This is a genomic window from Paracoccus sp. SSK6 (assembly GCF_039770665.1).
Classification (GTDB): Bacteria; Pseudomonadota; Alphaproteobacteria; order Rhodobacterales; family Rhodobacteraceae; genus Paracoccus.
In genome coordinates this window covers 1-25,337 of sequence record NZ_JBDPNJ010000029.1, presented here as the reverse complement: position 1 = coordinate 25,337, position 25,337 = coordinate 1, and the positions used below count along the sequence as shown (strand labels likewise).

Here is a 25,337-nt window from a genome sequence, read left to right as displayed (position 1 = left end):
CTCCCTCGTGTCTTTCATTGGCCTGCGCGGGGTCAGCCGGCGGGCATATCCTGTGCCGTGTCGGGTTCGACACCCAGGGCGATCATCATCTCGGACAGGCGCAGGCGCAAGGCCTGGGACAGGCCGTCCTTCTGCTGGATCTGGCGGATCAGGGTGACCGCGTCGTCAGCCCGTCCCGCCCCGATCAGGGCGATGGCCTTCTGTTCCAGGGCCAGCAGCTCGAAGGGTGCGCCGGTGCGCGACAGGCGCGACAGGATCTCGTCGCGCTGCGCGGGATCCAAGCTGTCGCCTTCCAGCATGACCAGCTTCAATTCGGCCAGATCGTGCAGGACGGTGCCAGCCGCCCGGTCGCCCGCGACATTGCGCAAAGCCTCGGCCGCAGCCTCGTCGCCGTTCTTTTCGGACCATTCCGCCGCCGCCAGCAGCGCGGCCAGAACGCGGCGCCCGTCGGCGCCCTGCGGATCGACCTGCATGATCGCCGCCGGATCGCCCGAGGCCTCGGCCGCCAGGATCGCATCGCCCCAAGCCCGCGCTTCGGCCTCGGCCCGCGACTGGCTGTATTCGCGCCAGATCACGCCCGCGACGATGCCCAGGATCACAAGGCCTGCCACCCAGCCCCACCGGCGGAACAGCCGGAACAGGCGTTCGCGGCGCAGGTCGTCGAAGACCTCGTCGATGAAATTGTCGTTCTGGTTGGCCATGCCCGCCTTCCGCAGCTTTTCTTGCGTCCTGTCTTATACCGGCATGGCGGGGAAAGCCAATGCCGCGCTTTGCGCAACGAAAAAGGCCCGGCGGGATCAGCGCCGGGCCTTTCGGTGATGCGAAGGGGATCACATGCGCGAGGCGACGTTTTCCCAGTTCACCAGGTTGTTGAGGAAGTTTTCCAGGTATTTCGGACGCGCGTTGCGGAAGTCGATGTAATAGCTGTGCTCCCACACGTCGCAGCCCAGAAGCGCGGTCTGGCCGTGGCAGAGCGGGTTCACGCCGTTCTCGGTCTTGGTGACTTCCAGACCGCCACCCGCGTTCTTGACCAGCCAGACCCAGCCCGAGCCGAACTGGCCGACGCCGCCTTCGGTGAACTTCTTCTTGAAGTCATCGACCGAGCCGAAGGATTCGGTGATGGCCCGTTCCAGTTCCGACGGCATCGCGCCCGGCTTCGGCGTCATCATTTCCCAGAACTGCGCGTGGTTCCAGTGCTGGCTGGCATTGTTGAAGATGCCGTTCTGCGCCACCGCGCCCTTCTGGTAGGTGCCCTTGACGATCTCCTCCAGCGACTTGCCGTCCCATTCGGTGCCTGCGACCAGCTCGTTCAGCTTGTCCACATAGGCCTTGTGGTGCTTGTCGTGGTGGTATTCCAGTGTTTCCCTGGACATGCCGCCTTCGGCCAGTGCGTCATGCGCATAGGGAAGATCGGGAAGCGTGAAAGCCATTTTCTGTCCTTTCTTGAGGGGTTTGGAGCTTGGTTGGGGCGCACAGTCCCGCATTCGCGGGATCAACGCAAGGGGTTCGGGGCGGGTTCCTGCCAGGGGCGCAGGCCGGGGGCGCTTCGCCCCCAGACCCCCCGAGGATATTTGGGCCAAGGCAAAGATCAGCGCGGCGCCAAGTGGCTGCCGGGAATGGCCGCGTTTTCCAGAATCAGGCGCAGGTAATCCGCCGTGGACCGGAAGCCGATCAGCCGGAAGCCGCCAGGGATGCGCCACAGCGCCGCCGCCGTCTGGGCCGCCCGGCTTCGCCGCAATCCGTCGGGCGGCAGGTCGTCCAGATCGACCGGCATCAGCTTGGCGATCACGTCCGCCGCATGGGGGCCGGTCACGTCGAAGACCGCCCGCGCATCCGACACATCGACAACCAGAGCATGTTCCGACGCCAGCGCATCGGTCAGCGCCGTGACCGCCTCCGCCAGTTCGGTGGCGGGCAGAATCAGCAGCAATTCGTCGGGCGACATCCAGCCCAAGCTGCGGCTCCCATCGGTCACGATGCGGGTCTGGCCGGGGATGGTAAGGCCAGCAGCCTCGGCAATGGCGTCGCCCGCGCGGTCCAGATCGGCGCGGATGGCGATCATGCCCAGGCCTTCGATGCGGGCGATGGTTGCAAGCGCCTCAGCCATTCAGACGGGCTCCTTCCTTGTCGTAGAAGACCGGATCGACGATCCGCGCCTTCATCACCTCGCCCGAGGGCATGGGGAAGTCCAACTCCTGCCCCATGCGCGCCGGGCCGTGGCGCACCAGCCCCATCGCGATCGGGCGGTTCAGCGTGGGCGAATGATAGCTGGAGGTGACGCGCCCCTGCGTCCTGCGCTGGCCGTTCGCGTTCACGCCTGGCTCGACTGCATAGGCGCCGTCGGGCAGCACGCGGCCGTCGAGGCTTTCCAGCCCCACCAGCTGCCAGCGGCCCCCGTCCTTCATGAAGCTGCGGGCCTGGGCGCGCTTGCCGATATAGTCGGGCTTCTTCTTCGAGATCGCCCAATGCAGCCCCAGATCCTGCGGGATCACCGTGCCGTCGGTTTCATCCCCGATCATGATGAAGCCCTTTTCGGCGCGCATGACATGCATCGCCTCGGTTCCATAGGGGGTGATGTCCAGGTCGCGACCCTCGGCGTGCAACCGCTCCCACAATTCCAGCCCGCGCCCGGCGGGCACGGCGATCTCGTAGGACAGTTCGCCCGAGAAGCTGATGCGATAGATGCGCGCGGGGATGCCCGCCAGTTCGCCCTCGGCCCAGGTCATGAAGGGCAGCGCGTCCTGGTTCAGGTCGATGGTGCCGGGCAGGCGCTGCAGCAGTTCGCGCGCCTTGGGTCCGGCGACCGCGATCTGGGCATATTGCTCGGTCAGGTTGGCGGTATGGACCTGCCAGTCCCACCATTCGCATTGCAGCCAGTCCTCCATATGCCCGTGGATGCGGTCGGCCCCGCCGGTGGTGGTGTGGCAAAGCCAGGTATCAGTGGACAGGCGCGCCACGACCCCGTCATCCATCAGGAAGCCGTTCTCGTTGCACATCAGGCCATAGCGGCATTTGCCGACCGGCAGCGTGGACATCATGTTGGTGTACATCATGTCCAGGAACCGCCCGGCATCCGGCCCCTTGACGATGATCTTGCCCAGGGTCGAGGCGTCCAGCGTGCCGACGGACTTGCGTACCGCCAGGATCTCGCGGTTGACGGCGTCATGCCGGTCCTCGCCCGCGCGCGGGTAGCTGTAGGGACGGCGCCAATGGCCCACGGGCTCGAAGGACGCGCCATGGCTGACATGCCAGTCATGGATCGGCGTCTTGCGCAGCGGCTGGAAGGCATCGCCCTTGGCCTCGGCCGCGATGGTGCCAAGGGTCAGGGGCGTATAGGGCGGGCGGAAGGTGGTGGTGCCCGTGGTTTCCAGCGGCTGATTCAGGGCGTTCGACAGCACCGCCAGACCGTTGATGTTGCTGACCTTACCCTGGTCGGTCGCCATGCCCAGCGTCGTGTATCGCTTGGCATGTTCGACGCTGGCATAGCCTTCGCGGGCGGCCAGTTCCACGTCGCTGACCTTCACGTCGTTCTGGAAATCCAGCCACATCTTGGCGCGCAGCTTGTAGGGCGCGTTTTGCGGCATCACCCAGACCGGCATGGTGGGCGCCTCGGTCCGTTCCAGGTCGCCCGCGCAGCGCAGATCGCCATTGGCGGCGCCCAGAACGGTGACCATGGCCTTGCCATCCGCGCCCAAGGGTGGGCGTGAAGGATCGGGGCGGAACATCGCCTCGGGTTCGTCCCAGGTGATCCTGCCGCCGCAGTGGCTGTAAAGGTGGACGACCGGCGACCAGCCGCCCGACATGGCGACCACGTCGCAATCGAGCGTCCCGATCACGCGGCCATTGCCCGACTGGTTGCAGATCGCCACGCCCTCGACATGGGTGCCGCCCTTGACCTTGGCCACGGCCTTGCCGGTCATCACCGGGATATTCGCCGCGCGGGCTGCCTGCGGCAGGTCGCCCGTGGCCTGCGGGCGGGCGTCGATGACGGCCACGACCTCCAGCCCCGCACCTTGTGCGGTCAACGCGGTGCGATAGGCGTCGTCGTTGTTGGTGACGACCACGATCCGCTGGGCCGGCGCCACGCCGTAATCACTGATGAAATCGCGCACGGCCGAGGCCAGCATGACCCCCGGCACGTCGTTGCAGGCGAAGGACAGCGGGCGTTCCAGCGCGCCGGTGGCGCTGATCACATGGCCCGCGCGGATGCGCCACAACCGCTGGCGGGGGATGCCCTGGTTCGGGTCGTGATCGGCCAGGGCCTCGCGCGCCAGAAGATAACCGTGGTCGTAAAGCCCCGTCGCCATAGTGTTGCGGCGCAGGGTCACGTTGTCGCAGGTGCGCAGGTCGGCCAGCAGCGCGTCGATAGCAGCCTGGCCGCCCTCGTGGTCGGTCGGCGTGCGCCCGCCCCAGACCGGGTTCTGTTCCAGCACGATCACGCGGCCGCCCTTGTCGGCGGCATCGCGCGCCGCCGTCAGCCCGGCTATGCCGCCGCCGACGACCACCACCTCGGCAAAGGCATAGGCCTGTTCATAGCGGTCGGGATCGGGATCGACAGGCGCCCGGCCAAGCCCCGCGCTGCGGCGGATGATCGGCTCGAACACGTGCTTCCAGAAGGGGCGCGGGTGGATGAAGGTCTTGTAATAGAAGCCCGCGGGCAGCAGCGGCGACAGCCAGTTGTTGATCGCGCCGACATCCGCATCCAGCGAGGGCCAGCAGTTTTGGCTGCGCAGCACCATGCCCGCCACAAGCGCGGTGGTGCTGGCGCGCTGGTTCGGCTCGAACCGGCCGCCCTGGCCCAGGCCGAACAGAGCGTTCGGCTCCTCGGCGCCCGAGGCGAGGGGCCCACGCGGGCGGTGGTACTTGAAGGACCGGCCCATCAGCATCTGGCCATTGGCCAGCAGGGCGGATGCCAGTGTGTCGCCCTGGATGCCGCGCAGGTGGCGGCCGTCGAAGCGGAAGGCAAGCTGGAAGGCGCGGTCGATCAGGCGGCCGCCCTTGGGCAGACGGAAGGGGGGCGTGCGGCTCATGCGACCACCGCCTCGGATGCCTGGGGCCAGTCGGGCACCCATTCGGGGCGGGCCTGGCGGGCATTGGCGACGATCTCGTCCGTCGTGTGGGCCGTCTGCGCCTTGTAGGTGCCATAGACCTGCAGGCTATGGGTATCGCGAGCCGCCAGGAACCACTTGCCGCAGCCATAGGCATGGCGCCAGCGTTCGAAATGCACGCCCTTGATGTTCTTGCGCGCGAACAGATAGGCCTCGAACTCCTCAGCCGTGCCGTCGGGGCCGATCCGTTTCAGATGCGCCTCGCCACCAGGCGCAAGTTCGGTTTCCTCGGCTTTGACGCCGCAATAAGGGCAGGTCAGGATCAGCATCGCGTTCTCGACACGTGGGGGATGGTGGACGGCGAAAACCACCCGAGCGACATGGCTGCGGGTGGTTTGGGGGCGAAGGCCGGGGGCTGGCTGCCCCCGGCCTGTTGACGGAGCGGCAGGCGTCCGCGGCTGAAAAAGATCCACTGGACCATTTTCCGGGCGCGGCTCACCCCCCGCGGATATTTGTTCACAGAAGATGCGCGCCGGGCGGTTCCGGCGCGGCGTGGATCAGTTGGCCGGGGCCGGAGTGGCTGGCGTTGCGGGTTCCACGTCAACGGCGTCATCGACCGGGTCCGTGGTCGTCGTTGCCGGGGCGGTTGTCGCAGGGGCAGTCGTTGCCGGGGCGGTCGTGGTCGCGTCGCCGGTCGCGGTGGCGTCGGTTGCGGGATTGTCGCCGCCCGACATGAAGAAGAACAGCAGCGCCACCACGACGACGATGGCACCGATGATGACATACATGCGATTGCTGTTGGGTTCGGCCATTCTCGTCCCTTTCGATTCAACCTTCGGTAACCGGACAATGAGCCCGGTGCCCCTTGGGTTCCCCGAAAATCCCGCGCGCATGCAACCATGGCTAATGTGCCACACCCGCCGCGACCGATTCGTCGATGAAGCGCCCCTCGCGGAAGCGGTTCATCCCGAAATCGGCGGCCAGCGGGCCGGGCCGCCCCTGAGCCACCAGTTCCGCCATGGCCCAGCCGGATCCCGGAATGGCCTTGAAGCCCCCGGTGCCCCAGCCGCAGTTGACGAAGATGTTGCGCACCGGCGTGGTGGACAGGATCGGAGAGCGATCCCCGGTCATGTCCACGATCCCGCCCCATTGCCGCAGCATCTTCAGGCGCGAGATCATCGGGAAGGTCTCGATCAGGGCGCGCACGGTTTCCTCGATATGGTGCCAGCTGCCGCGTTGCGTGAAGGCGTTGTAGCTGTCGGTGCCGCCGCCGATCACCATCTCTCCCTTGTCGGACTGGGACATGTAGCCGTGGACGGTGTTGGCCATCACCACCACGTCCATGCAGGGCTTGATCGGCTCTGACACCATGGCCTGCAGGGGCACGCTTTCGATGGGCAGGCGGAAGCCCGCCATCTGGGCCAGCTGGCTGGAATGGCCCGCGACGACTAGGGCCAGCTTGTCGCAGCCGATGCGGCCCTTGGTCGTGTTGACGGCCCGGACCTGGCCGCCTGCGGTCTCGATCCCCGTGACCTCGCAGTTCTGGATGATGTGCATGCCCATGTCGGAACAGGCCCGCGCATAGCCCCAGGCCACCGCGTCATGCCGCGCCGTGCCGCCGCGCGCCTGGTAAAGCCCGCCCAGCACCGGATAGCGCGGCCCGTCGATATTGATGATCGGCACGATCTCCTTCAGCCGCTTCGGTTCGATCCATTCGGTCGCCACGCCCTGCAGGTTGTTGGCATAGACCGTGCGCTTGTAGCCCCGGACCTCGTGTTCGGTCTGGGCCAGCATGATCAGCCCGCGCGGGCTGAACATCACGTTGTAGTTCAGATCCTGCGACAGGGTTTCATACAGCTTCAGGGCCTTGTCATAGATCGCCGCCGACGGATCCTGGAGGTAATTCGACCGGATGATCGTGGTGTTGCGGCCCGTGTTGCCGCCGCCCAGCCAGCCCTTCTCGATCACCGCGACATCGGTGATGCCGAAATTCTTGCCCAGGTAATAGGCCGTCGCCAGCCCGTGCCCGCCCGCGCCGACGATCACGACCTTGTAGCGGTCGCGCGGTTCCGGGCTGGTCCAGGCGCGGGTCCAGCCCTGGTGCTGGCGCAGCGCCTCGCGCGCGATGGCAAAGACCGAATAGCGACTGGCACGCGGTGACGGCATCAGGAACCCCCTTGGACTTGGCCGCAGAATGGCGGGATGATGCCACGGGCTCAAGACGGGTTGCGGCGCGATCACGTCAAAATGCGACAGCCTGCCGCTTTCCGCGCCCGTCAAACCGCCCTAAAGGTGGGCCAACCGGAGGGTTGGAATGTTCTGGATCATCTGCGCCGCCACCACGATCATTGTCGGCCTGGCCATCATGGCGCCCCTGCTGCGGGGCGGACGCGCGGCGGCCGAGCCCGTGGCGGCCTTCGACCTGCGCGTTTACCGCGACCAGTTGAAGGAGGTCGAGCGCGACCTGGAGCGCGGCGTGATCACCCCCGAGGATGCCGGGCGCCTGCGGACCGAGATCGGCCGCAAGGTGCTGGATGCCGACCGCCGCCTGTCGCAGGCGGGAACGGGCGGCGCGGGCGGGCGCGGGATGCTGGCGGCCGCGCTGCTGGTCCTGCTGTTCGCGGGGGCGGCGGCGCTCTATCTGCGCGAAGGCCAGCCGGGGCGCGACGACCTGCCGATCATGCGGCGCATCGCCGATGCCCAGGCAGCCTATGACAGCCGCCCCGCCCAGGCCGAGGCCGAGGCCAAGGCCCCGCCGCGCGAGGCGCCCGAGGTGCCCGCCGACTATGCCGCCCTGATCCAGCAGTTGCGCGAGGCGGTGGCGAAGAAGCCCGACGATCCGCAGGGCCTGACTCTGCTTGCCACGAACGAGATGCGGCTTGGCAATCTGACTGCCGCGCGCGAGGCGCAGCAGCGGCTGGTCGATCTGCGCGGCGACAAGGCCACGCCCGCCGAACTGGTGCGCCTGTCCGCCCTGATGGTCGAGGCGGCGGGCGGCATCATCACCCCCGAGGCCGAGGAGGTGCTGGCCCGCGCCCTGCGCAAGGATCCCGCGCATCCGCAGGCCCGCTATCTGCTGGGGATGCTGCAGCTTCAGAACGACCGCCCCGACCGCGCCTTCCCGGTCTGGCGCCGCCTTCTGGAGGAAGGGCCGGAAGACGCCCCTTGGATCGCGCCCATCCGCGCGGCCATCGCCGACCTGGCCTGGCTGGCGGGCCAGCCCGACTATGTGCCCCCCGCCGCGATGCCCGGCCCCGATGCCGAAGCCATGGCCGCAGCCGAGGACATGTCGCCCGAGGACCGCCAGCAGATGATCGCGGGCATGGTCAGCCAGCTTGAGGCCCGGCTGGCCCAGCAGGGCGGCACGCCCGAGGAATGGGCGCGGCTGATCTCCTCGCTGGTGGTGATCGGCAAGGCGGACCACGCGCGCGAGATCTGGACCGAGGCGCAGACGCGCTTCGCCTCGCAACCCGAGGCGCTGGAGATCGTGCGGCAGGCCGCCATCAAGGCGGGGCTGGCGGAATGATCCATCCCGAGATCGCCGATTTCGCCGCCTCCCTGCCCCCGATGGGTGCCATCGCCGGGCTGGATCTCGGCACCAAGACCATCGGCGTCGCGGTCAGCGACGGGTTGCGGCAGGTGGCCTCTCCGCTGACGGTGATCCGGCGGCGGAAGTTCACGCTGGATGCCGCCGAACTGCTGGCCATCGCCAAGGATCGCGGGCTGGTGGGGCTGGTCCTGGGCCTGCCGCGCAACATGGACGGCAGCGAAGGCCCGCGTGCGCAATCGACCCGCGCTTTCGCCCGCAACCTGGAACGGCTGACGGATCTCTCCATCGGCTTCTGGGACGAGCGCCTCTCCACCGTCGCCGCCGAACGCGCGCTGCTGGAAGCCGACACATCCCGCAAGCGCCGGGCCGAAGTCATCGACCAGGTGGCGGCGGGCTATATCCTGCAAGGCGCGCTGGATCGGCTGCGGTATCTGCGGGGATGACCGAAAGCCCCTGCATCAAGGTCTGCGTGATCGACCCCGCATCCGGGCTTTGCACCGGCTGCTGGCGCAGCCTGGACGAAATCGCCGCCTGGTCCAGATTGTCGCCGGAAGCGCGGCGCCGGATCATGGCCGAACTGCCCGCCCGCAAGCCACGCCAGACCTAACATCTTCTGTGCCGAAATATCCCCGGGGGACGCGCGGCACGCGCGGGGGGCAGGCAGCCCCCTGCCCCGCTTGCCGCACAACCTGCCATCTGCGATAGAACAGGCGACCCGACCAAAAGGCCGCCCATGACCTTCCGCGCCCGCCACCTGCTTGGCATCGACCACCTCTCCCCGCCCGAGATCGTCACCCTTCTGGATCTGGCCGAGGATTACGTCGCCCTGAACCGCCGCACCGTGAAGCACGCCGACGCGTTGCAAGGCATGACCCAGATCAACATGTTCTTCGAGAACTCGACCCGCACCCAGGCCAGCTTCGAACTGGCGGGCAAGCGGCTGGGGGCGGATGTGATGAACATGGCCGTCGCGCAATCGTCGGTGAAAAAGGGCGAGACGCTGATCGACACGGCCCTGACGCTGAACGCGATGCAGCCCGACCTGCTGGTGGTGCGCCATCCGAACAGCGGCGCGGTGAACCTGCTGGCCGAAAAGGTCAACTGCGCCGTCATCAACGCGGGCGACGGGCGGCACGAGCATCCGACGCAGGCGCTGCTGGACGCGCTGACCATCCGCCGCGCCAAGGGCCGGCTGCACCGCTTGACCATCGCCATCTGCGGCGACATCGCCAACAGCCGCGTGGCCCGGTCGAACCTGCTGCTGCTGGGCAAGATGGAAAACCGCCTGCGCCTGATCGGCCCCGCGACCCTGATGCCAGCGGGCGCGGGAGAGATGGGGGTCGAACTGTTCGAGGACATGCGCGAAGGTCTGCGCGGTGCCGACGTGGTGATGATGCTGCGGCTTCAGAAGGAACGCATGGACGGCGGCTTCATCCCGTCCGAACGCGAATATTTCCACCGCTTCGGGCTTGATGCCGAAAAGCTGGCCTGCGCCGCGCCTGACGCCATCGTCATGCATCCGGGGCCCATGAACCGGGGCGTGGAAATCGACGGCACCATCGCCGACGACATCAACCGCAGCGTGATCCAGGACCAGGTGGAGATGGGCGTGGCCGTGCGCATGGCCGCGCTGGACCTGCTGGCGCGCAACCTGCGCGCCGAACGGGGCCGAGCGGCGGCGGGGGTGATGGTATGACCGCGACGCTGTTCACCAACGCCCGCCTGATCGACCCCGAGGCGCAGACAGATACCCTTGGCAGCCTGCTGGTCCGCGATGGCGTGATCGAAGGCATCGACGCCGACGCCCCCGAGGGTGCCACCGTCATCGACTGCAACGGCCGCGTCCTGGCGCCGGGGATCATCGACTGGGGCGTCAAGATCGGCGAGCCGGGCGAGCGGCACAAGGAATCCTTCCGCAGCGCGGGCCTTGCCGCCGCAGCAGGGGGCGTGACCACCATCGTCGCGCGTCCCGATACAATGCCGCCCATCGACACGCCGGAATCGCTGGAATTCGTCACCCGCCGCGCAGGTGATGCCGCCGTCAACATCCGCCACATGGCCGCCCTGACCAAGGCCCGCGAAGGGCGCGAGATGGTCGAGATCGGCTTCCTGACCGATGCGGGCGCCGTGGCCTTCACCGATGGCGTGCGGCAGGTGGCGGATACGCGCCTTCTCAGCCGCTGCATGACCTATGCGCGGGGGCTCGGCGCGCTGATCGTGGGCCATCCGCAGGATGCGGGCCTGTCGCGCGGGGCGGCGGCCACCAGCGGCAAGTTCGCCTCGATCTATGGCATCCCCGCCGTCTCGCCCATGGCCGAGGTGATCGGGCTGGACCGCGACCTGGCCTTGGTGGCGATGACCGGCTGCCGCTGGCACGCGGACCAGATTACCACGGCCCGTGCCCTGCCCGCCCTGCGCCGCGCGCGCGATGCGGGACTGGACGTGACGGCGGGGATTTCGATCCACCACCTGACGCTGAACGAATATGACGTTGGGGATTACCGCACCTTCTTCCGCTTCACCCCGCCGCTCCGGTCCGAGGATGACCGGCTGGCCATGGTTCAGGCCGTGGCCGAGGGCGTCATCGACGTGATCGCCAGCTTCCACACCCCGCAGGACGAGGAATCCAAGCGCCTGCCCTTCGAGGCCGCCGCCCCCGGCGCGGTGGGCCTGCAGACGCTGCTGCCTGCGGCAATGCGGCTTTACCATCAGGGCGGGCTGTCGCTGCCGCAACTGTGGCGGGCGATGTCACTGAACCCCGCGAAACGGCTGGGCCTGCCGGGCGGGCGGCTGACGCCGGGCGCCCCTGCCGATCTGGTGCTGTTCGACCCGGATGCGCCCTTCGTGCTGGACCGCTTCCGGCTCTTGTCGAAATCGAAGAACACCCCCTTCGACGGCGCGCGGATGGAGGGCCGGGTGATCGGCACCTGGGTCGCGGGTCGCCGCGTGTTCGGAGGTGACGCATGATCCTGACCTTCTGGACCCTCTTCGGCTATCTGCTGGGCTCCATCCCCTTCGGACTGGTCATTGCCCGCGCCCTGGGCTTGGGCGACCTGCGCAAGATCGGGTCGGGCAATATCGGCGCGACCAATGTGCTGCGCACCGGCAACAAGCCTGCCGCCTTGGCGACCCTGCTGCTGGATTCCGGCAAGGGCGCCATCGCCGTGCTGATCGCGCGCCATTTCGGCGGCGACACGGCGGCGATGCTGGCGGGGGGCGCGGCCTTCCTGGGCCATTGCTTCCCCGTCTGGCTGGGCTTCAAGGGCGGCAAGGGGGTTGCGACCTTCCTGGGCACGCTGATCGCGCTGCACTGGCCGCTGGGCCTGATCGCCTGCGTCATCTGGCTGCTGACCGCCCTTGTCAGCCGGATCAGCAGCCTGTCGGCCCTGCTGGCGGCGGCCCTGTCGCCGGTCTTCGCCTGGGGCTTGGGCCGCGCCGACCTGATCGCCGTCAGCCTGTTCATGGCGGTGCTGATCTTTGTCCGGCATCGGGCGAACATCGCCCGCCTTCTGGACGGGACCGAGCCCCGGATCGGGAAAAAGGGTTAACGCTCGGCCACCAGGGCGCGGCCCACGGGGCGCGCGGGACGGCTGGGGGCGGGTTCCGGCTGCGGCTCGGTCACGACTTCGCGCAGGGGTGTCTGGCTGAAGACGCGGACAGGCGTGGCCTTGATTGCGGCCGGTGCCGCTGCCCCCTGCGCCGCGATCCGGCGCAGCGCCTCGGACCCGCGCCGGGCCGAGATCGCCAGCGAGATCAGCGCCAGGCAAGCCCCGGCCGCCAGGATCAGCGCCACGATCCCCAGAAGCCCCAAGAAGATCGGCAGCGGCGGCCATCCCTCGGCCTGGCCGACCTGCGTGGCGATAGCCCCGATCAGCGAGACCACGCCCACCGCAAAGACCGCGCCGACGATCCGCTGCACCCACACCATCACATCCGCCTTCATCCGTGCTGTTCCTTCCAGCCATTTTTGCCATGGGGGTGCCACTGCCGTCGGTGGGTTTCAAGCCTTCCCCGGTCATTTTGTCGTGCGTCCGGCCTTGGCTGAGGACCGCCGGAAAGCGGGTAGGCACAGCCATGGCAGGCCCGTCGCGGGGCTCGGCCTTGTCCGCGCCTAATAGGAATATTCGGAATAGATCGGCGTCAGGTCGCCCGCCCATTCGCCGTGGTATTTCTCCAGCAGCTCGTCGGCCATGACCTTTCCGCTGTCCACGCTTTCCTTCAGCGCGTTAAGGAAATGCGTCTCGTCCGGGACCAGGCCGCCCGCACCCGTGCGGGCGCGGTTCTTCAGGCCCTGTTCGGCAATCGCCAGAACCTCGCGCGCCAGATCCTGCATGTGGATGCCGTTCACGCTGGCCTGCAGCGCGTGAATTCCCGCTTCGCGGCGCAGCCCTTCGCGGGTCTCGTGATCCCAGCCCTTGACCAGATCCCAAGCGGCATCCAGCGCCCCCTGGTCATAGATCAGCCCGACCCACAGCGCGGGCAGCGCGCAAAGGCGGCGCCAGGGGCCGCCATCGGCGCCGCGCATCTCGATGTATTTCTTGACGCGGGCCTCGGGGAAGACCGTGGTCATGTGATCGGCCCAGTCGGACAGGGTGGGCACCTCGCCCGGCAGGGCGGGCAGGCGGCCATCCAGGAAGTCGCGGAAGGACTGGCCCAGGGCGTCGATGTATTTCCCGTCGCGATAGACGAAATACATCGGCACGTTCAGGACGTAATCGACCCAGGCCTCGTAGCCGAAGCCGTCCTCGAAGACGAAGGGCAGCATCCCGGTGCGCGCGGCGTCCAAGTTCTGCCAGATATGTGCCCGCCAGCTTTTCCAGCCATTGGGCTTGCCGTCGAGGAAGGGCGAGTTGGCAAACAGCGCATTGGCGACGGGCTGCAGCGACAAGGCCACACGCATCTTCTGAACCATGTCGGCTTCGCTGCCGAAGTCCAGGTTCACCTGCACGGTGCAGGTCCGGTACATCATCTGCTTGCCCAGCGTGCCGACCCGGTCCATGTAGTCGGTCATCAGCCGATAACGCCCCTTGGGCATCATCGGCATCTGATCCTGCGACCAGATCGGCGCCGCCCCCAGGCCGATGAAGCCCGCGCCGATGCGGTCGGCGATCTCCTTCACCTCGGCCAGGTGCTGGTTCACCTCGTCACAGGTCTGGTGGATGGTTTCCAGCGGCGCGCCCGACAGTTCCAGCTGCCCGCCGGGTTCCAGGCTGATATTGGCGCCGTTCCGCTCCAGGCCGATCAGCTTGTCCTGTTCCAACACGGGAACCCAGCCGAAGCGTTCCTGCAGGCCCGTCAGCATTGCGTGGATGGAACAGGCGCCCTCATAGGGCAGCGGCTGCAGGTTCGCCTTGTCATAGCCGAATTTCTCGTGCTCGGTCCCGATGCGCCAAGCATCGCGCGGCTTTTCGCCGCTGGCGATATAGGCCGCCAACTGGTCGCGGCTTTCGATCGGGCCTCCGCCCTGTTGTGGTATCGACATGCGAGAGGCCTTTCTGGTTCTTGCCGGTCACAGGTGGCAAGCGGCGGGGGCCGAGTCAACCCGCCTCAACCCCGCCTCCGCCAAACGGTGCGCACGGCGTCCGGCTGGTCCGCGACATGGGCCAGGGCGGCAGAAACCGCGCCCATGTCAAGGCCCGGCAGCGCGGTGAAGGCATGGGCCAGGGCTTCCGATCCCGCCGCATCGACGGGGACCAGCAGCGCCTCTCCATTCGCGCTGCGCAGACGCCAATGGCCCTGGCCCTTCAGGCGCAGCAGGCGGATTTCGACCAAGTCGCGCAGGGCGATTTCCCCGCCCAGGACGGCGGCGCCGTAATAGCGGATGGCGCCCTCGTCCACCTCGACCATGCCGGGGGCGGCGATCCCGCGCCGGAAGGGCAGCCTGCGGATCGCCCCGATCAGCAGGGACAGGCCCACCAGCAGGACCAGCCCCCCTACTGCGGCAAAGAACCAGCCGCCGCGCAGGGCCAGCCACAGCCCGGCCAGAAGGATCGCGGCGGCCACCAGGGCCTCGGACCGTTTGGCGGTCCAGGCGCGCAATTCCGGCCGGACCAGCGGACCTACCATCGCGACAGGGCGTCCTCGTCGCTGGCTTTGGCATCTACCCAGCGGGCGGCGCCGTCGGGGCCGATCTCGCGCTTCCAGAAGGGGGCGCGGGATTTCAGCCAGTCCATCAGGTAATCGGCGGCCTGGAAGGCGGCATGGCGGTGCCGGGCGGCGGTGGCGACCATCATGATCGGCTCACCCACGGCCAGGCGTCCGTACCGGTGGACGATGCGCCAGCCGGTGAGGGTGAAGCGTTCTGCGGCCTGTGCGCCATAGTCCGACAGCGCGCGCTCGGTCATGCCGGGGTAATGCTCGATCTCCAGCGCGGTCATGGTGCCGGTGTCGTCGCGCACCACGCCCGTGAAGGTGACGATGGCCCCTGCCCCTGCGCCGAAGCCCGCGAGTTCCGCGGCAAGGTCGAAGGGGGCGGTCTGGACACGGGCCGACATGGGATCAACCCCCGGTCATGGGCGGGAAGAAGGCGACCTCGCGCACGCCAGCCAAGGAGGCGTCCAGATCGGCCAGTTGCTGGTCCACGGCGCAGCGGACGGCGGCAAGGTCCGCGAAGGCCGCCGCGTGCCAGTCGTCGCGGGCGGCCAGGTCTGCGATCAGCTCGCGGACGGTGGCGGCGTCGGTGTCGATACGTTCGCGTGGCTGGCCGATGCGTTCGCGCAGCCAGGCGAAATACAGCACGTCAAGCGTCATGGCCCGGTTCCCGCAGATAGGGGCGCGATTTCACGAAATAGTCCCAGCCGGTCCAAGCCGTCAGGATCGCCGCGATCCAGACCAGCAAAAGCCCCACCTGCGTCGCCAGATCCGCCCAGGAGGAGGAGAACCACGGCAGCCCCGGTTCGCCCACGCGCGGCGGACGGCCATGTTCGACATAGGCCAGCCCCGTGCCCAGGAACAGGACCGAGATGGCGACCATCTGGGTGGTGGTCTTCCACTTGGCCAGTTTCGTGACCTTCAGCAGCCGCGCGTTCGATCCCAGGAATTCGCGCAGGCCGGACACGAAGACCTCTCGGAACAGGATCAGGGTGGCGGGCAGGATCAGCCAAGGGTTCATGCCGGAATAGCCGGTGATGACCACGATGGCGATCACCACCATGGCCTTGTCCGCGATCGGGTCCATGGCCGCGCCGAAGCGGCTTTCCTGCTGCCAGCTTCGCGCCAGATAGCCGTCGAACCAGTCGGTGATGGCCGCCAGCAGGAACAGCGCCAAGGCCGCCCAATCGGCCCAGGGGCGCGTGAAATACAGGAACATCAGCGGCACGGCGGGAGCCGCGACCAGCCGAAGAAGGGTCAGGATATTCGGGACTGTCCAGCGCATGAGGGCAAGCTAGTCCGTGCCGCCGGACTTGGAAAGGGGCGGCGCACTGATTTGCGCCGCCCCCCGGTCAATCCCGCCCGCCAATCCTGCCGTCAGCCAAGGGCGCCGGGATAAAGCTCGAACGGGCGGCCGGCGATGGTCAGGTGGACGGCCTTGATGCGCTGTTCGCCGAAATGGCGGGTGCGGCGGCCGATCACGCAGACCGGATCGCCCGGCAGGGCCGCGCCTGCCGTCAGGCCGATTTCCGTATTGCGGGCCCGGCCGGCCAGTTCGACCGTCCAGTTGCGGCCATCCTCGTCGCGCACGCAGATGACCGGGTCGCTGCCCGAGATGTAGTCGTCCGTGACCACCGCCTCCAGCCGGGTCAGGTGGGGTTTGAACTCGTCCCAGTCACCAGTGTCGAAGGTCTTCGGCAGATCGAGCGCAGGGGTCCGTGAGTCAGCGCCGTGTTCCAGCACGCGGGGCATGAGGGCCTCCTTGGGTTGAGCAAGTCACAACCTTAGCGTGATGTTGCACAAGAGGAGCGGTAGCAAGATACCGTACGGCCAGTGCCGCATCGCGGCGGATTGGCAGGCAAGGCAAGCCCAGAAGGATCAAGCCACTGAAAAGGCACGGCTTATCCTTTACGCTAGGGCAAGCAGCCGAATTGATGTTCCCGCCCGCCTGCAAAGTTCAGGAAATAATTCCACATCAATCCGGTCGATTTTCTCGGGCGCGCTGCGGTGCCGCGTCAGCCTCGGGCGTTGAAATGGTCATAAACCTTCTGCGCCATGGCGGCCGAGATTCCCTCGACCGCCTGCAGATCGGCCAGACCCGCGCGGCTGACCGCCTTGGCGCTGCCGAAATGCGCCAGCAGCGCGCGCTTGCGGGCGGCACCAATGCCCGCGATCTCGTCCAGGGGATTGGCCATCACCGACTTGGCGCGCTTGGCGCGGTGGGTGCCGATGGCCCAGCGATGCGCCTCGTCGCGCAGGCGCTGGATGAAGTACAGGACCGGGTCGTTCATGCGCAGCGCGAAGGGCGCACGGCCGGGGCGGTGAAATTCCTCCTTGCCCTGATCGCGGTCGATGCCCTTGGCGACGCCGACGATGGGGATGTCCTCGACCCCCAGCTCGGCCAGGATGCCGTCCACGGCAGCCACCTGCCCCGCGCCGCCGTCGATCAGCAGCAGGTCGGGCCAGGCTTCCGTCTGGCGGTCGGGATCCTCTTTCAGCAGGCGGGTGAAGCGGCGCGACAGCACCTCCTTCATCATGCCGAAGTCGTCACCGGGCGTGATTTCGGCCCCCTTGATGTTGAACTTGCGATACTGGCTCTTGATGAAGCCCTCCGGCCCCGCCACGATCATGCCGCCCACGGCATTGGTGCCCATGATGTGGCTGTTGTCGTAAACCTCGATCCGGCGCGGGGGTGCGGGCAGGTCGAAAGCCTCGCCCACGCCTTCCAGCAGGCGCAGTTGCGTGGCGCTTTCCGACATGCGCCGCGCGAGGCTTTCGCGGGCGTTGCGCAGCGCGTTTTCCACAAGCTCGAACTTCTCGCCCCGCTGGGGCACACCGATGACGACGCGCCGGGCGGCGCGTTCGGACAGAACCTGCCGGGTCAGGTCAGGCTCATCGGGCGCATGCGACAGCAGGATCATCCGGGGCGGCGGCTTGTCGTCATAGAACTGCAACAGGAACGCCTGCATCACCTCGGCAGGCGATTCCACGCCGCCCAGACGCGGATAGAAATCGCGATTGCCCCAGCTCTGGTTGCCGCGGATGAAGAAGACCTGCACGCAAGCCTGGCCGCTTTCCATGTGCAGGGCGACGATATCGGCCTCGGCCACGCGCTTGGGGTTGATGGCCTGGACCGACTGCACGGCGGTCAACGCCTTGATCCGGTCGCGCAGCGCGGCAGCGCGTTCGTATTCCATCGCCTCGGCCGCCTCGGCCATGTCGCGGGCCAGGTTGGCCTGGATGGCGGTCGTCTTGCCCTGCAGGAAGCGTTCGGCGTCAGATACCAGCGCGCCATAGTCGGCTTCGCTGATCCGGCCCACGCAGGGCGCGCTGCACCGCTTGATCTGGAACAGCAGGCAGGGGCGCGTGCGGGATTCGAAGGTCGCGTCCGTGCAGTTGCGCAGCAAAAACACCCGCTGCAACTGGGTCAACGTGCGGTTCACCGCGCCCGCGCTGGCAAAGGGGCCGTAGTAATCGCCCTTTTCCGACTTCGCCCCGCGATGCTTCTTGATCTGCGGATAGGCATGGGACTTGGCGACCAGGATGTTCGGAAAGGACTTGTCGTCGCGCAGCAGCACGTTGTAGCGCGGCTTCAACTGCTTGATGAGGTTCTGTTCCAGAAGCAGCGCCTCGGTTTCCGTGCGCGTGGTCAGGAACATCATCGAGGCCGTCTCGCGGATCATCCGCGCGATCCGCGCCGAATGGCCCGAGGGCCGGGCATAGTTCGACACCCGCGCCCGCAGGTCGCGCGCCTTGCCGACATAGAGAACCGCCCCCTGCGCATCCAGCATCCGATAGACGCCGGGGCTGCGGTCAAGCTGGCGCAGATAGTCCTGGATCAGCGCATGGCCGGTCTTTGGGCTGGTCTCTGGGGGCAGGTCTTGGGTCATGTCGGTCAAGAAAGTGATTCCCATGGCGGGCTGCAAGTTCCCCGGCGCGATTGCAAGGTGCAAGCTGTCCACCGGCGCTGTGGATAATTTTGTGGATGTCCTGTGAGCCTGACGGGTTCCATCCAGTAAATGTTACACTGCCATGACTTTGCCGTATTTTTAGGCACAGATTCAGGCGTTTGATTTCAAAAAGAAAATTTTTATGGTCGCTGCCGATTGACGAAACTTGCGCAGTTTCAGCCCCTTGCTTGACGGATCTTACCTGACCGGGGACAAATGCCGTCGGGTCAGATCGGCTTCAGTCGCGGCGCCGGGCCGGACGACGCGTTGGCCGGATCCCCAGCATCCGCCCCACTCCCCGGCGAAAGGCCGGGCCGCGCAGCAGCACAAGCGCCACCATGACCAGCAGGAACAGGATGACGATGCGGACGCTCATCCCCCGGCACCGAAGCGGGCAAAGGCCGCGCGTTCCTGTGCGGCATCCAGCACCGTGCCCGCCGACAGGCCCAGCCTGCGGAACAGCGACTGGCGGGGGGCATGGACGACGAAGCGGGTCTTGTCGCCGTAAAGCGCCTTCATCTGCGGCACCAGATGGGCAATGCCGTCGGCAAGGCCCAGATCGACCGACTGGCGCCCGGCCCAGAATTCACCGGTGAAGAGGTCGCGGTCGCCCGCCAGCCGGTCGCCGCGCCGGGCGGTCACATGGTCCTTGAAGGCCTGGTGGATCGGTTCCAGCACGTCGTGCAGGCGCTCGACATCCTCGGGGCGCTCGGGGCGGAACGGGTCCAGCGTCGATTTCGACCGGCCCGCCGTATGCACGCGCCGTTCAATCCCCCAGCGGGCGATCAGATCCTGGAAGCCGAAGCCTGCCGAGATCACCCCGATGGACCCCAGGATCGAGCTTTCGTCGGCCCAGATCTTGTCCCCCGCGCAGGCCAGCCAGTATCCGCCGGACGCCGCGACATCCTCGACAAAGGCGTGGACGGGGGTCTTCGTCTCATCCGCCAGCCGCCGGATTCGTGCCGCGATCAGGGATGATTGCACCGGCGATCCGCCTGGCGAATTGATGGACAGCGCCACGGCCACCGGCCTGCCCTTGCGGAAGGCGCGCTCGATCACCGGGGCAAGCGCCGCATCGGACAGCGCGCCGCCGCGCCCGGCCATGCCGATGGCGCCATGCAGCCGGACCACCGACACGCGGGGGCCCTTGTTCGTCAGACGGTCAAGAAAGGGAATACGCATGGCGGCAGAGTTAATCACGCCCCTGCCCCATCGCAAGCGGCGTCATGCCGCACGGATGGTATCGCCCGGCAGGAAGGTCGGCGTCAGCGCGACGATGCGCCCTTCTGGGATGGCATCCTTGCCCGCGACCAGCCGCGCCGCGCGCCGCCCGATATCGACGCGCCGCGCATCGGTCGTGGCCAGCCGCACCGGCAGCCCTTCCAGCAGATCGACGCCGTTGAAGCCCGCCAGCCCGATCCGGCCCGGAATGTCATAGCCCTTGTCCAGGCAATGCAGCAGCCCGCCCGCCCCGATCATGTCGTTGGAAAAATAAAGGAAATCCAGATCCGGCGCGCGGGTCAGGATCCGCTCGGTCAGTTCGCGCCCCTTCAGCAGCGACGATCCGCCCTGGTAATACTCGCGCGCCTCAAGGGAAACGCCCGCCTCGGCCAGGCCTTCCTCGAAGCCCGACAGGCGTTTGCGGGCGCGGTGATCCTCGGGCATGTGGGTGCCGACAAAGCCGATCCGGCGATAGCCCGCAGTCAGGATCCGCGCGGCCATCTCGCGCCCCGCGCGGCGGTGGGAAATGCCCACGACGGTGTCGATCCCCTCGCCGTCCACGTCCATGATCTCGACCACCGGAATGCCGGAATTGGCCAGCATGGCGCGGGATGCCTTGCTGTGTTCCAGCCCCGCCAGGATCACGCCGGAGGGTCGCCAGGACAGCATGTCGTAAAGCACCATTTCCTCGCGCGCAGGGGAATAGTTGGTGACGCCGATCACCGGCTGCAGCCCGGTATCGTCCAGTTCGGCCGACACGCCCCCCAGAACGTCGGGAAAGACCAGGTTCGACAGCGACGGAATGACCACCGCCACCAAGTTCACCCGCTGGCTGGCCAGCCCGCCCGCGATCTTGTTGGGGACATATCCCAGCGTCTTCGCCGCCGTCAGCACCTTTTCCCGCGTCGCCGCCGAGACATCGCCCCGGTTGCGCAACACGCGGCTGACAGTCATCTCGGATACGCCCGATGCCTCGGATACATCGCGGAGCGTCAGGGGGCGGCGGGGTCTGGGGGCATTCATCGGGCACCGGGGATCAGGTCTTTGCGCGATGTTAGCGGACGGCACCCACCGCGACAACCTTGCCAAACCGCGCATCTGCGGTCAAAAGGACTGTGGCGGCCCCGTGGCTCAACTGGATAGAGCAGCCCCCTCCTAAGGGGCAGGTTACAGGTTCAAGTCCTGTCGGGGTCACCAGATTGCCTAATAAAGTTATGAACTTAGGTCCGTTCGTTATCCCGCCGAAAAGCTTCGATGCAGAATTTTACGCGAACAAAACTGGTGGATCCGGGATCAGCCCGTACAAATCCCGTACACGATGTTTCTGAGGCGTTCTGGGGTTTCAGTGGCAGCGGCGGACGTGAAGTGTCCGGCGGACGTATGCGAAGTGCGGAAAATAATCGTCGCGGGCTGCATCATGGCCAGCAAGCTCATGCAGTGCGCAGGCTTTGTGCCCGCGCTTCGCTGTCCCGAGCGCGTGCTACGTGACCACAAGCCGTTGCCAGCCTGCTGCGAACCTCCCAGTAATCAGCCTCATTCTCAAAGAAAACCATGTTTTGGTCGAGCAGCCGATAAGACTGCTTGTAGGCTTGGCGGCTCATGAAATATTCGCAGTGCCGGATCAGTCCGACAATCGGCCCCTGTCTGGTGTACACTGGATGCCCGGCCCGTCACGAACTCATGGCTGCACGATGCCATTGCCAGCAGGGCAGCCGAGTGCGGCATTGAGTTCTTCCACCAGCGCGCCCTGCGGCAGCTATTCTACCGCCGTGCGGCCGACTGCGGATTAGCCCTGCTACAGCGCCGCCCTGCTGCGCCTGTGGTGCCTGTAAGGCATCCTGCCGCTACCCGACTACCTGAAACCGACAAGGGCGCTGTACGGCCCGCACAGGATCTACCAAAGGCATCTTGATATGAAGCAGCATTGGAATACCAACCGGCCCGCCCATCCTGCGCAGCCGACCGGGCAGAACACCGGGCAAACCTTGGAGGATGATCTGGCTGCGATGGGCTTCCCCATGGGGTCCGAAGATGCCGGTCCTGCCACAAGCGATGCCGTGCTGGATCAGTTCCCCGACCCGGATCACCCCGGATTGGCAAGGCTGGATGGCCGGGCATCCCGGCAGGCAGTGCCCCCGGTGAACCAGATCGCCCCCGATGACATGCAGGCGGCACTGGCAGCCCTTGTGCAGCTTCTGTGCACCGTGCCGGTTGTTGCGGACGTGGCCCCGCCTGCCTCACAGCCCCGCCGCACAGTGCGGGCGCACCCACGGCAGATCGAGAACACGTTGCGGCTGATCCAGCAATGCGGCCTGACGCCAAGTGCGGTTGCCCTGCGTCCTGACGGCTCAACCGTGATCGAGATCGGCAACCCGCCTGCACCAGAGAAGCGCAAGCCGAAGGGATGGGACATCTAGGCAGCAGGCAGCGACGATAGCCAGATGACCCGCTGATCCTTAGAACTCGAACTTGTCGATTGCCGCCTTGAGTTGCGCAGGCCGGAAGCCATGGAAGTACGTGCTGAACGTAACGCCCTGCTGCTCATGGCCCAGCACAGCCTTGACTTGTGTGTCGGGAACATCGGCCCGAGCCAGCTTAGTCGCCACGGTATGCCGCAGGCTGTGGAACACCAGCCCGCATCCTGCATCCCCAGCGCAGGCAATAGGCTGTCGTTGAACCATCGTCCCGGATTGCGGCCATAACCGTTCTGTGTGCTGTAAGACAACGCAGGGAACAGGCGCGCACTGCCTCTCTTGCGGCGATCCTCCACGAACGCGGGCAGTCCAGCGGCAACCAAGCGGTCATGCAGCGGGACAAGGCGGTGGGACGCGCTGTTCTTGAGGCGCTTGTTCGGGCTTCCCTCATCGGTCACGCGAATGAACCACAACCCGTCGTCACCCTGCTGCATGTCAGCAAGATCAAGCTGGGCTATCTCGTTCAACCGCATCCGGTAAACATACCAATGAGACTGATCCACTTGTGATCTTGATTGCGCACCAGTCTATCGGGGTTCTCGGTAAGATGCATGAACAGCAGCTTCAACTGATCGTCGGTGAAAGCCTGCCTGCCATCGTCCCTAGCGCGCTTCGACAGCTTCACTCTTGTGCCGTCAAAGATGTTCTCGGAAGCGTGACCGTGTGATACGGCCCAGCCAAAGAAAGTCTGCAAGGCGCTGATATACGCGTTAACGGTACGTGTGGCGATAGTGTCCACGCCGGGCAGGTCCAGCACGTCAGACAGCGGCTTGCCTTTGGTAGCGGCCATCTTGTTCCGGTTTTTGGGATAGCGCAGCAGTACGTCCTTCACCCGTCTGGCGTCGGCCTTGGTCATGGCGGCAACGGGCTTGCGGTCCGTGATCTCGCCCAACAAAGCTAGCGCCTCGCGCTTGCTGTCTGCTGTCTTTCCCCTGACTTGCCCTGTTCGCTGCAACTCCGTCAGGTATTCCGCTAGCACATCCTGATAGCTGACATGGGTGGCGGGGCATCGGCAGGATCAGCCGCAGCCGCTGCCGGGAGTGCGGGGTTCAAATCGAACCGTTCCAAGCTGTCCAGAAACCCGGCAGCCTCCTGCCAGAACGCACCGACGCCATGCATCAGCGCCTCATTCAGCCCTTGCCGCACATTCGGGGCAAGGCTGTCGGGATCAATCCCGCGATGCTCACAGAACGCCCGCACCTGCTGCGCAGCCTGATCCGCCCCTATCTGATCTGCATGAGCAGACCAGTTCCGGCCCAACATGACGCGGATGTTCCGCATCAGCACTTGGCGATCTGCGTCAGGCGGGCCGCTTTCCATCACGCCAGCTTTGAACCGAGCTAGCTGCTCTTGGAAGTGCTGGGCCACCTGCCTCCTGATCTCATCGTATCTCATACCCCGGGCAGATGCCGCCTCAATCGCGGATTGTCCAGCCAGCCCCAATACACGGGACAACCGTTCTGCCGTGGCCGGGCAGCGGGTCCGCAGCGATAGCCGCACATGGCTGCGCTGCCGGGCGGGATGCAGCCGCGCCGGGATCGGCCACCGGAAGTAAAAGACCCCGTGTCGGGAACGGCTCAAATAGCCGGCAAGGCGCATCCTTGTGGCTCACTTATGTGGCGCACCAGATGAAGCCAGCCTTCAAGCACTTGAGATTGGGGGAAATGGTGGGCGACCCTGGAATCGAACCAGGCATGGGTCTCCCCGGCGGAGTTACAGTCCGCTGCCGCACCTTGCAGCACGTCGCCCGCCGAACGCTCTCGGCGTGGGGGGTCATTAGCGGGCCGGGGACGGGGCGTCAAGCGGATTTCCGGGCCTTGCGTCCGACGGGCCATGCGCGCCATGAAGGGCCAAGCGACAAGGATCCTGCGCATGGCCGAACAACCGGGAAAGCCCAAGAAGCCCACATGGGTGATCGACAAGGAACGGGCGCGCCGCGCGGCCGCGGCGGAAACGGTGTGGCTGTTCGGCCTGCACGCCGTGCGCGACGCGCTGGCCAATCCCCGGCGTGACAAGCTGCGGCTGGTGGTGACACCCAACGCCCTGGACCGGCTGGGCGACCTGCACGGCATGGCGCCCGAGATCACCGATCCCCGCATCTTCGGGCGTGCCGTGCCGCTGGCGCCCGACAGCGTCCACCAGGGCGCCGCGCTGGAGGTGCGTCCGCTGAAATGGGGCGGGCTCAGCGACGTGGCGCTGCGCGAAGCCGCGGGCGAAACACGGCCGCTGCTCGTGGCGCTGGACCGCGTGACGGATCCGCACAACATCGGCGCCATCCTGCGGTCGGCCGAGGTCTTCGGCGCCCGCGCCGTGATCGCCCCCGCCCGCCATTCCGCGCCCGAAACCGGCGCCCTGGCCAAGACCGCGTCCGGCGCGCTGGAGCGCCAGCCCTATCTGCGCGTCCCCAACCTGGCCGAGGCGCTGTCGCAACTGAAAGGCATGGGCTTCACGCTGATCGGCCTGGACGGGACCGGGACCACGCCCCTGCCCGACCTGCTGGGCACCCTGCCGGGGCGGGCCGTCTGCCTGGTCCTGGGGGCCGAGGGGCCGGGGATGCGCGATCTGACGATGAAAAGCTGCGACCATGTCGCGCGCATTCCCTTTGCGGCGGATTTCGGATCGCTCAACGTCTCGAACGCGGCGGCGGTGGCGCTTTATGCCGCCAGCAGGGCATAAGGATCACATCGCTGCGACAATCTGCACGCGGGCGTTGAGAATCGGGGCGGGCGCTGCCATCTAGGCGTCCTGCTGAAAAAACCGTCCGGCCCATGAAACCGCTGATCCTTTCCGTGATGCTTGCCTGCGCCCCTGCCGCCCAGGCCCTTGCCCAGGACTGGGCCATCGACGGCTTCGATGCCGTGGGCTTTCTGGAAAGCGGCCGCGCCCTTCCTGGACGCGGCGACATCGCCACCACCTGGAAGGGCAAGGTCTGGCATTTCGCCAGCGAGGAGAATCGCAGCCGCTTCGAAGCCGACCCGCGCAGCTTCGCGCCGGCTTTCGGCGG

General features: G+C 66.8%; 29 protein-coding genes, 2 tRNA genes and 2 pseudogenes. 10 read left to right on the top strand and 23 right to left on the bottom strand.

Annotated elements, in window-relative coordinates; genetic code table 11:
- Positions 1-32: 32 nt before the first annotated feature.
- The 7 genes from AAIL68_RS14640 to AAIL68_RS14610 all read right to left on the bottom strand — a co-directional run bounded on the left by AAIL68_RS14640 (position 33) and on the right by AAIL68_RS14610 (position 7,214).
- On the bottom strand, positions 33-701 hold the full coding sequence (locus tag AAIL68_RS14640; protein WP_347140487.1) for a hypothetical protein: 669 nt from the start codon (positions 699-701) through the stop codon (positions 33-35).
- Positions 702-830: 129 nt separating this feature from the next.
- On the bottom strand, positions 831-1,430 hold the full coding sequence (locus AAIL68_RS14635; protein WP_347140486.1) for a superoxide dismutase: 600 nt from the start codon (positions 1,428-1,430) through the stop codon (positions 831-833).
- Positions 1,431-1,588: 158 nt separating this feature from the next.
- Complete coding sequence (locus AAIL68_RS14630) at positions 1,589-2,107, bottom strand: sarcosine oxidase subunit gamma family protein (RefSeq protein ID WP_347140485.1); 519 nt, start codon at positions 2,105-2,107, stop codon at positions 1,589-1,591.
- The gene (locus AAIL68_RS14625; protein WP_347140484.1) at positions 2,100-5,030 is read right to left on the bottom strand and encodes a sarcosine oxidase subunit alpha family protein; all 2,931 of its coding nucleotides are present in this window, start codon (positions 5,028-5,030) and stop codon (positions 2,100-2,102) included. Before AAIL68_RS14625 ends, AAIL68_RS14630 begins: the two co-directional genes overlap by 8 nt.
- Positions 5,027-5,377 (bottom strand): sarcosine oxidase subunit delta, encoded by a 351-nt coding sequence (locus AAIL68_RS14620; RefSeq protein ID WP_347140483.1) that lies wholly within the window; start codon positions 5,375-5,377, stop codon positions 5,027-5,029. The genes AAIL68_RS14625 and AAIL68_RS14620 overlap by 4 nt, the downstream gene beginning before the upstream one ends.
- 228 nt (positions 5,378-5,605) lie before the next feature.
- A complete protein-coding gene (locus AAIL68_RS14615) occupies positions 5,606-5,860 on the bottom strand; it encodes a hypothetical protein (protein WP_347140482.1) in 255 nt (84 codons plus the stop codon).
- 91 nt (positions 5,861-5,951) lie between these two features.
- On the bottom strand, positions 5,952-7,214 hold the full coding sequence (locus tag AAIL68_RS14610) for a sarcosine oxidase subunit beta family protein (RefSeq protein WP_347140481.1): 1,263 nt from the start codon (positions 7,212-7,214) through the stop codon (positions 5,952-5,954).
- Between the two features lie 148 nt (positions 7,215-7,362).
- Between AAIL68_RS14610 and ccmI the strand changes: the two genes are divergently transcribed.
- The 6 genes from ccmI to plsY all read left to right on the top strand — a co-directional run bounded on the left by ccmI (position 7,363) and on the right by plsY (position 12,146).
- Positions 7,363-8,574 carry a c-type cytochrome biogenesis protein CcmI gene (ccmI, locus tag AAIL68_RS14605; RefSeq protein ID WP_347140480.1) on the top strand — a complete coding sequence of 404 codons (1,212 nt, stop codon included), beginning with the start codon at positions 7,363-7,365 and terminating at the stop codon, positions 8,572-8,574.
- A complete protein-coding gene (ruvX, locus tag AAIL68_RS14600) occupies positions 8,571-9,041 on the top strand; it encodes a Holliday junction resolvase RuvX (RefSeq protein WP_347140479.1) in 471 nt (156 codons plus the stop codon). Before ccmI ends, ruvX begins: the two co-directional genes overlap by 4 nt.
- Complete coding sequence (locus AAIL68_RS14595) at positions 9,038-9,205, top strand: DUF1289 domain-containing protein (RefSeq protein WP_347140478.1); 168 nt, start codon at positions 9,038-9,040, stop codon at positions 9,203-9,205. The genes ruvX and AAIL68_RS14595 overlap by 4 nt, the downstream gene beginning before the upstream one ends.
- A 126-nt stretch (positions 9,206-9,331) precedes the next feature.
- Positions 9,332-10,294, top strand: coding sequence for an aspartate carbamoyltransferase catalytic subunit (locus tag AAIL68_RS14590; protein ID WP_347140477.1), 963 nt, complete (start codon positions 9,332-9,334; stop codon positions 10,292-10,294).
- Positions 10,291-11,565 carry a dihydroorotase gene (gene pyrC / locus AAIL68_RS14585; protein ID WP_347140476.1) on the top strand — a complete coding sequence of 425 codons (1,275 nt, stop codon included), beginning with the start codon at positions 10,291-10,293 and terminating at the stop codon, positions 11,563-11,565. The genes AAIL68_RS14590 and pyrC overlap by 4 nt, the downstream gene beginning before the upstream one ends.
- The gene (gene plsY / locus AAIL68_RS14580; RefSeq protein WP_347140475.1) at positions 11,562-12,146 is read left to right on the top strand and encodes a glycerol-3-phosphate 1-O-acyltransferase PlsY; all 585 of its coding nucleotides are present in this window, start codon (positions 11,562-11,564) and stop codon (positions 12,144-12,146) included. The genes pyrC and plsY overlap by 4 nt, the downstream gene beginning before the upstream one ends.
- Here plsY and AAIL68_RS14575 read toward each other — a convergent pair.
- From AAIL68_RS14575 to AAIL68_RS14525, 11 genes are all read right to left on the bottom strand, one after another.
- On the bottom strand, positions 12,143-12,541 hold the full coding sequence (locus AAIL68_RS14575) for a hypothetical protein (protein ID WP_347140474.1): 399 nt from the start codon (positions 12,539-12,541) through the stop codon (positions 12,143-12,145). The genes plsY and AAIL68_RS14575 overlap by 4 nt on opposite strands.
- 168 nt (positions 12,542-12,709) lie before the next feature.
- Positions 12,710-14,080, bottom strand: a complete 1,371-nt coding sequence (locus tag AAIL68_RS14570) for a glutamate--cysteine ligase (RefSeq protein ID WP_347140473.1) — start codon at positions 14,078-14,080, stop codon at positions 12,710-12,712.
- A gap of 65 nt (positions 14,081-14,145) precedes the next feature.
- Complete coding sequence (locus AAIL68_RS14565) at positions 14,146-14,664, bottom strand: hypothetical protein (protein ID WP_347140472.1); 519 nt, start codon at positions 14,662-14,664, stop codon at positions 14,146-14,148.
- Positions 14,658-15,092, bottom strand: coding sequence for a molybdenum cofactor biosynthesis protein MoaE (locus AAIL68_RS14560; protein ID WP_347140471.1), 435 nt, complete (start codon positions 15,090-15,092; stop codon positions 14,658-14,660). The genes AAIL68_RS14565 and AAIL68_RS14560 overlap by 7 nt, the downstream gene beginning before the upstream one ends.
- Positions 15,093-15,096: 4 nt before the next feature.
- Positions 15,097-15,348 (bottom strand): molybdopterin converting factor subunit 1, encoded by a 252-nt coding sequence (moaD, locus tag AAIL68_RS14555; protein WP_347140470.1) that lies wholly within the window; start codon positions 15,346-15,348, stop codon positions 15,097-15,099.
- On the bottom strand, positions 15,338-15,973 hold the full coding sequence (gene pgsA / locus AAIL68_RS14550; protein ID WP_347140469.1) for a CDP-diacylglycerol--glycerol-3-phosphate 3-phosphatidyltransferase: 636 nt from the start codon (positions 15,971-15,973) through the stop codon (positions 15,338-15,340). Before pgsA ends, moaD begins: the two co-directional genes overlap by 11 nt.
- 92 nt (positions 15,974-16,065) lie before the next feature.
- Positions 16,066-16,440, bottom strand: a complete 375-nt coding sequence (locus AAIL68_RS14545; RefSeq protein ID WP_347140468.1) for a hypothetical protein — start codon at positions 16,438-16,440, stop codon at positions 16,066-16,068.
- A gap of 263 nt (positions 16,441-16,703) precedes the next feature.
- On the bottom strand, positions 16,704-18,578 hold the full coding sequence (gene uvrC, locus AAIL68_RS14540; RefSeq protein ID WP_347140467.1) for an excinuclease ABC subunit UvrC: 1,875 nt from the start codon (positions 18,576-18,578) through the stop codon (positions 16,704-16,706).
- A 298-nt stretch (positions 18,579-18,876) separates the two neighbouring features.
- Positions 18,877-19,014 carry a hypothetical protein gene (locus AAIL68_RS14535; protein ID WP_347140466.1) on the bottom strand — a complete coding sequence of 46 codons (138 nt, stop codon included), beginning with the start codon at positions 19,012-19,014 and terminating at the stop codon, positions 18,877-18,879.
- A complete protein-coding gene (locus tag AAIL68_RS14530; protein WP_347140465.1) occupies positions 19,011-19,820 on the bottom strand; it encodes a S49 family peptidase in 810 nt (269 codons plus the stop codon). The genes AAIL68_RS14535 and AAIL68_RS14530 overlap by 4 nt, the downstream gene beginning before the upstream one ends.
- A gap of 42 nt (positions 19,821-19,862) precedes the next feature.
- Positions 19,863-20,882 (bottom strand): LacI family DNA-binding transcriptional regulator, encoded by a 1,020-nt coding sequence (locus AAIL68_RS14525; RefSeq protein WP_347140464.1) that lies wholly within the window; start codon positions 20,880-20,882, stop codon positions 19,863-19,865.
- Between the two features lie 97 nt (positions 20,883-20,979).
- On the opposite strand from AAIL68_RS14525, the gene AAIL68_RS14520 reads away from it, so the two are divergent.
- Together AAIL68_RS14520 and AAIL68_RS14515 are read left to right on the top strand one after the other, a co-directional pair.
- Positions 20,980-21,056: transfer RNA gene (locus AAIL68_RS14520), tRNA-Arg, on the top strand.
- A gap of 716 nt (positions 21,057-21,772) precedes the next feature.
- The gene (locus AAIL68_RS14515; RefSeq protein WP_347140463.1) at positions 21,773-22,276 is read left to right on the top strand and encodes a hypothetical protein; all 504 of its coding nucleotides are present in this window, start codon (positions 21,773-21,775) and stop codon (positions 22,274-22,276) included.
- A 39-nt stretch (positions 22,277-22,315) separates the two neighbouring features.
- On the opposite strand, the gene AAIL68_RS14510 is transcribed toward AAIL68_RS14515, so the two are convergent.
- From AAIL68_RS14510 to AAIL68_RS14490, 5 genes and pseudogenes are all read right to left on the bottom strand, one after another.
- A complete protein-coding gene (locus AAIL68_RS14510) occupies positions 22,316-22,489 on the bottom strand; it encodes a tyrosine-type recombinase/integrase (protein ID WP_347140462.1) in 174 nt (57 codons plus the stop codon).
- Positions 22,490-22,796: 307 nt separating this feature from the next.
- Positions 22,797-23,225, bottom strand: coding sequence for a hypothetical protein (locus AAIL68_RS14505; protein WP_347140461.1), 429 nt, complete (start codon positions 23,223-23,225; stop codon positions 22,797-22,799).
- Between the two features lie 80 nt (positions 23,226-23,305).
- Positions 23,306-23,701 carry a hypothetical protein gene (locus AAIL68_RS14500; protein ID WP_347140493.1) on the bottom strand — a complete coding sequence of 132 codons (396 nt, stop codon included), beginning with the start codon at positions 23,699-23,701 and terminating at the stop codon, positions 23,306-23,308.
- 54 nt (positions 23,702-23,755) lie between these two features.
- Positions 23,756-23,932 (bottom strand): annotated as a pseudogene (locus AAIL68_RS14495) (DUF6538 domain-containing protein); the annotation flags it as partial.
- Positions 23,933-23,998: 66 nt separating this feature from the next.
- Positions 23,999-24,082, bottom strand: a tRNA-Tyr gene (locus tag AAIL68_RS14490).
- 123 nt (positions 24,083-24,205) lie between these two features.
- Between AAIL68_RS14490 and AAIL68_RS14485 the strand changes: the two genes are divergently transcribed.
- Both AAIL68_RS14485 and AAIL68_RS14480 read left to right on the top strand, forming a co-directional pair.
- The gene (locus tag AAIL68_RS14485) at positions 24,206-25,009 is read left to right on the top strand and encodes an RNA methyltransferase (RefSeq protein WP_347140460.1); all 804 of its coding nucleotides are present in this window, start codon (positions 24,206-24,208) and stop codon (positions 25,007-25,009) included.
- Positions 25,010-25,101: 92 nt separating this feature from the next.
- A pseudogene (locus AAIL68_RS14480) lies at positions 25,102-25,337 on the top strand (hypothetical protein); the annotation flags it as partial.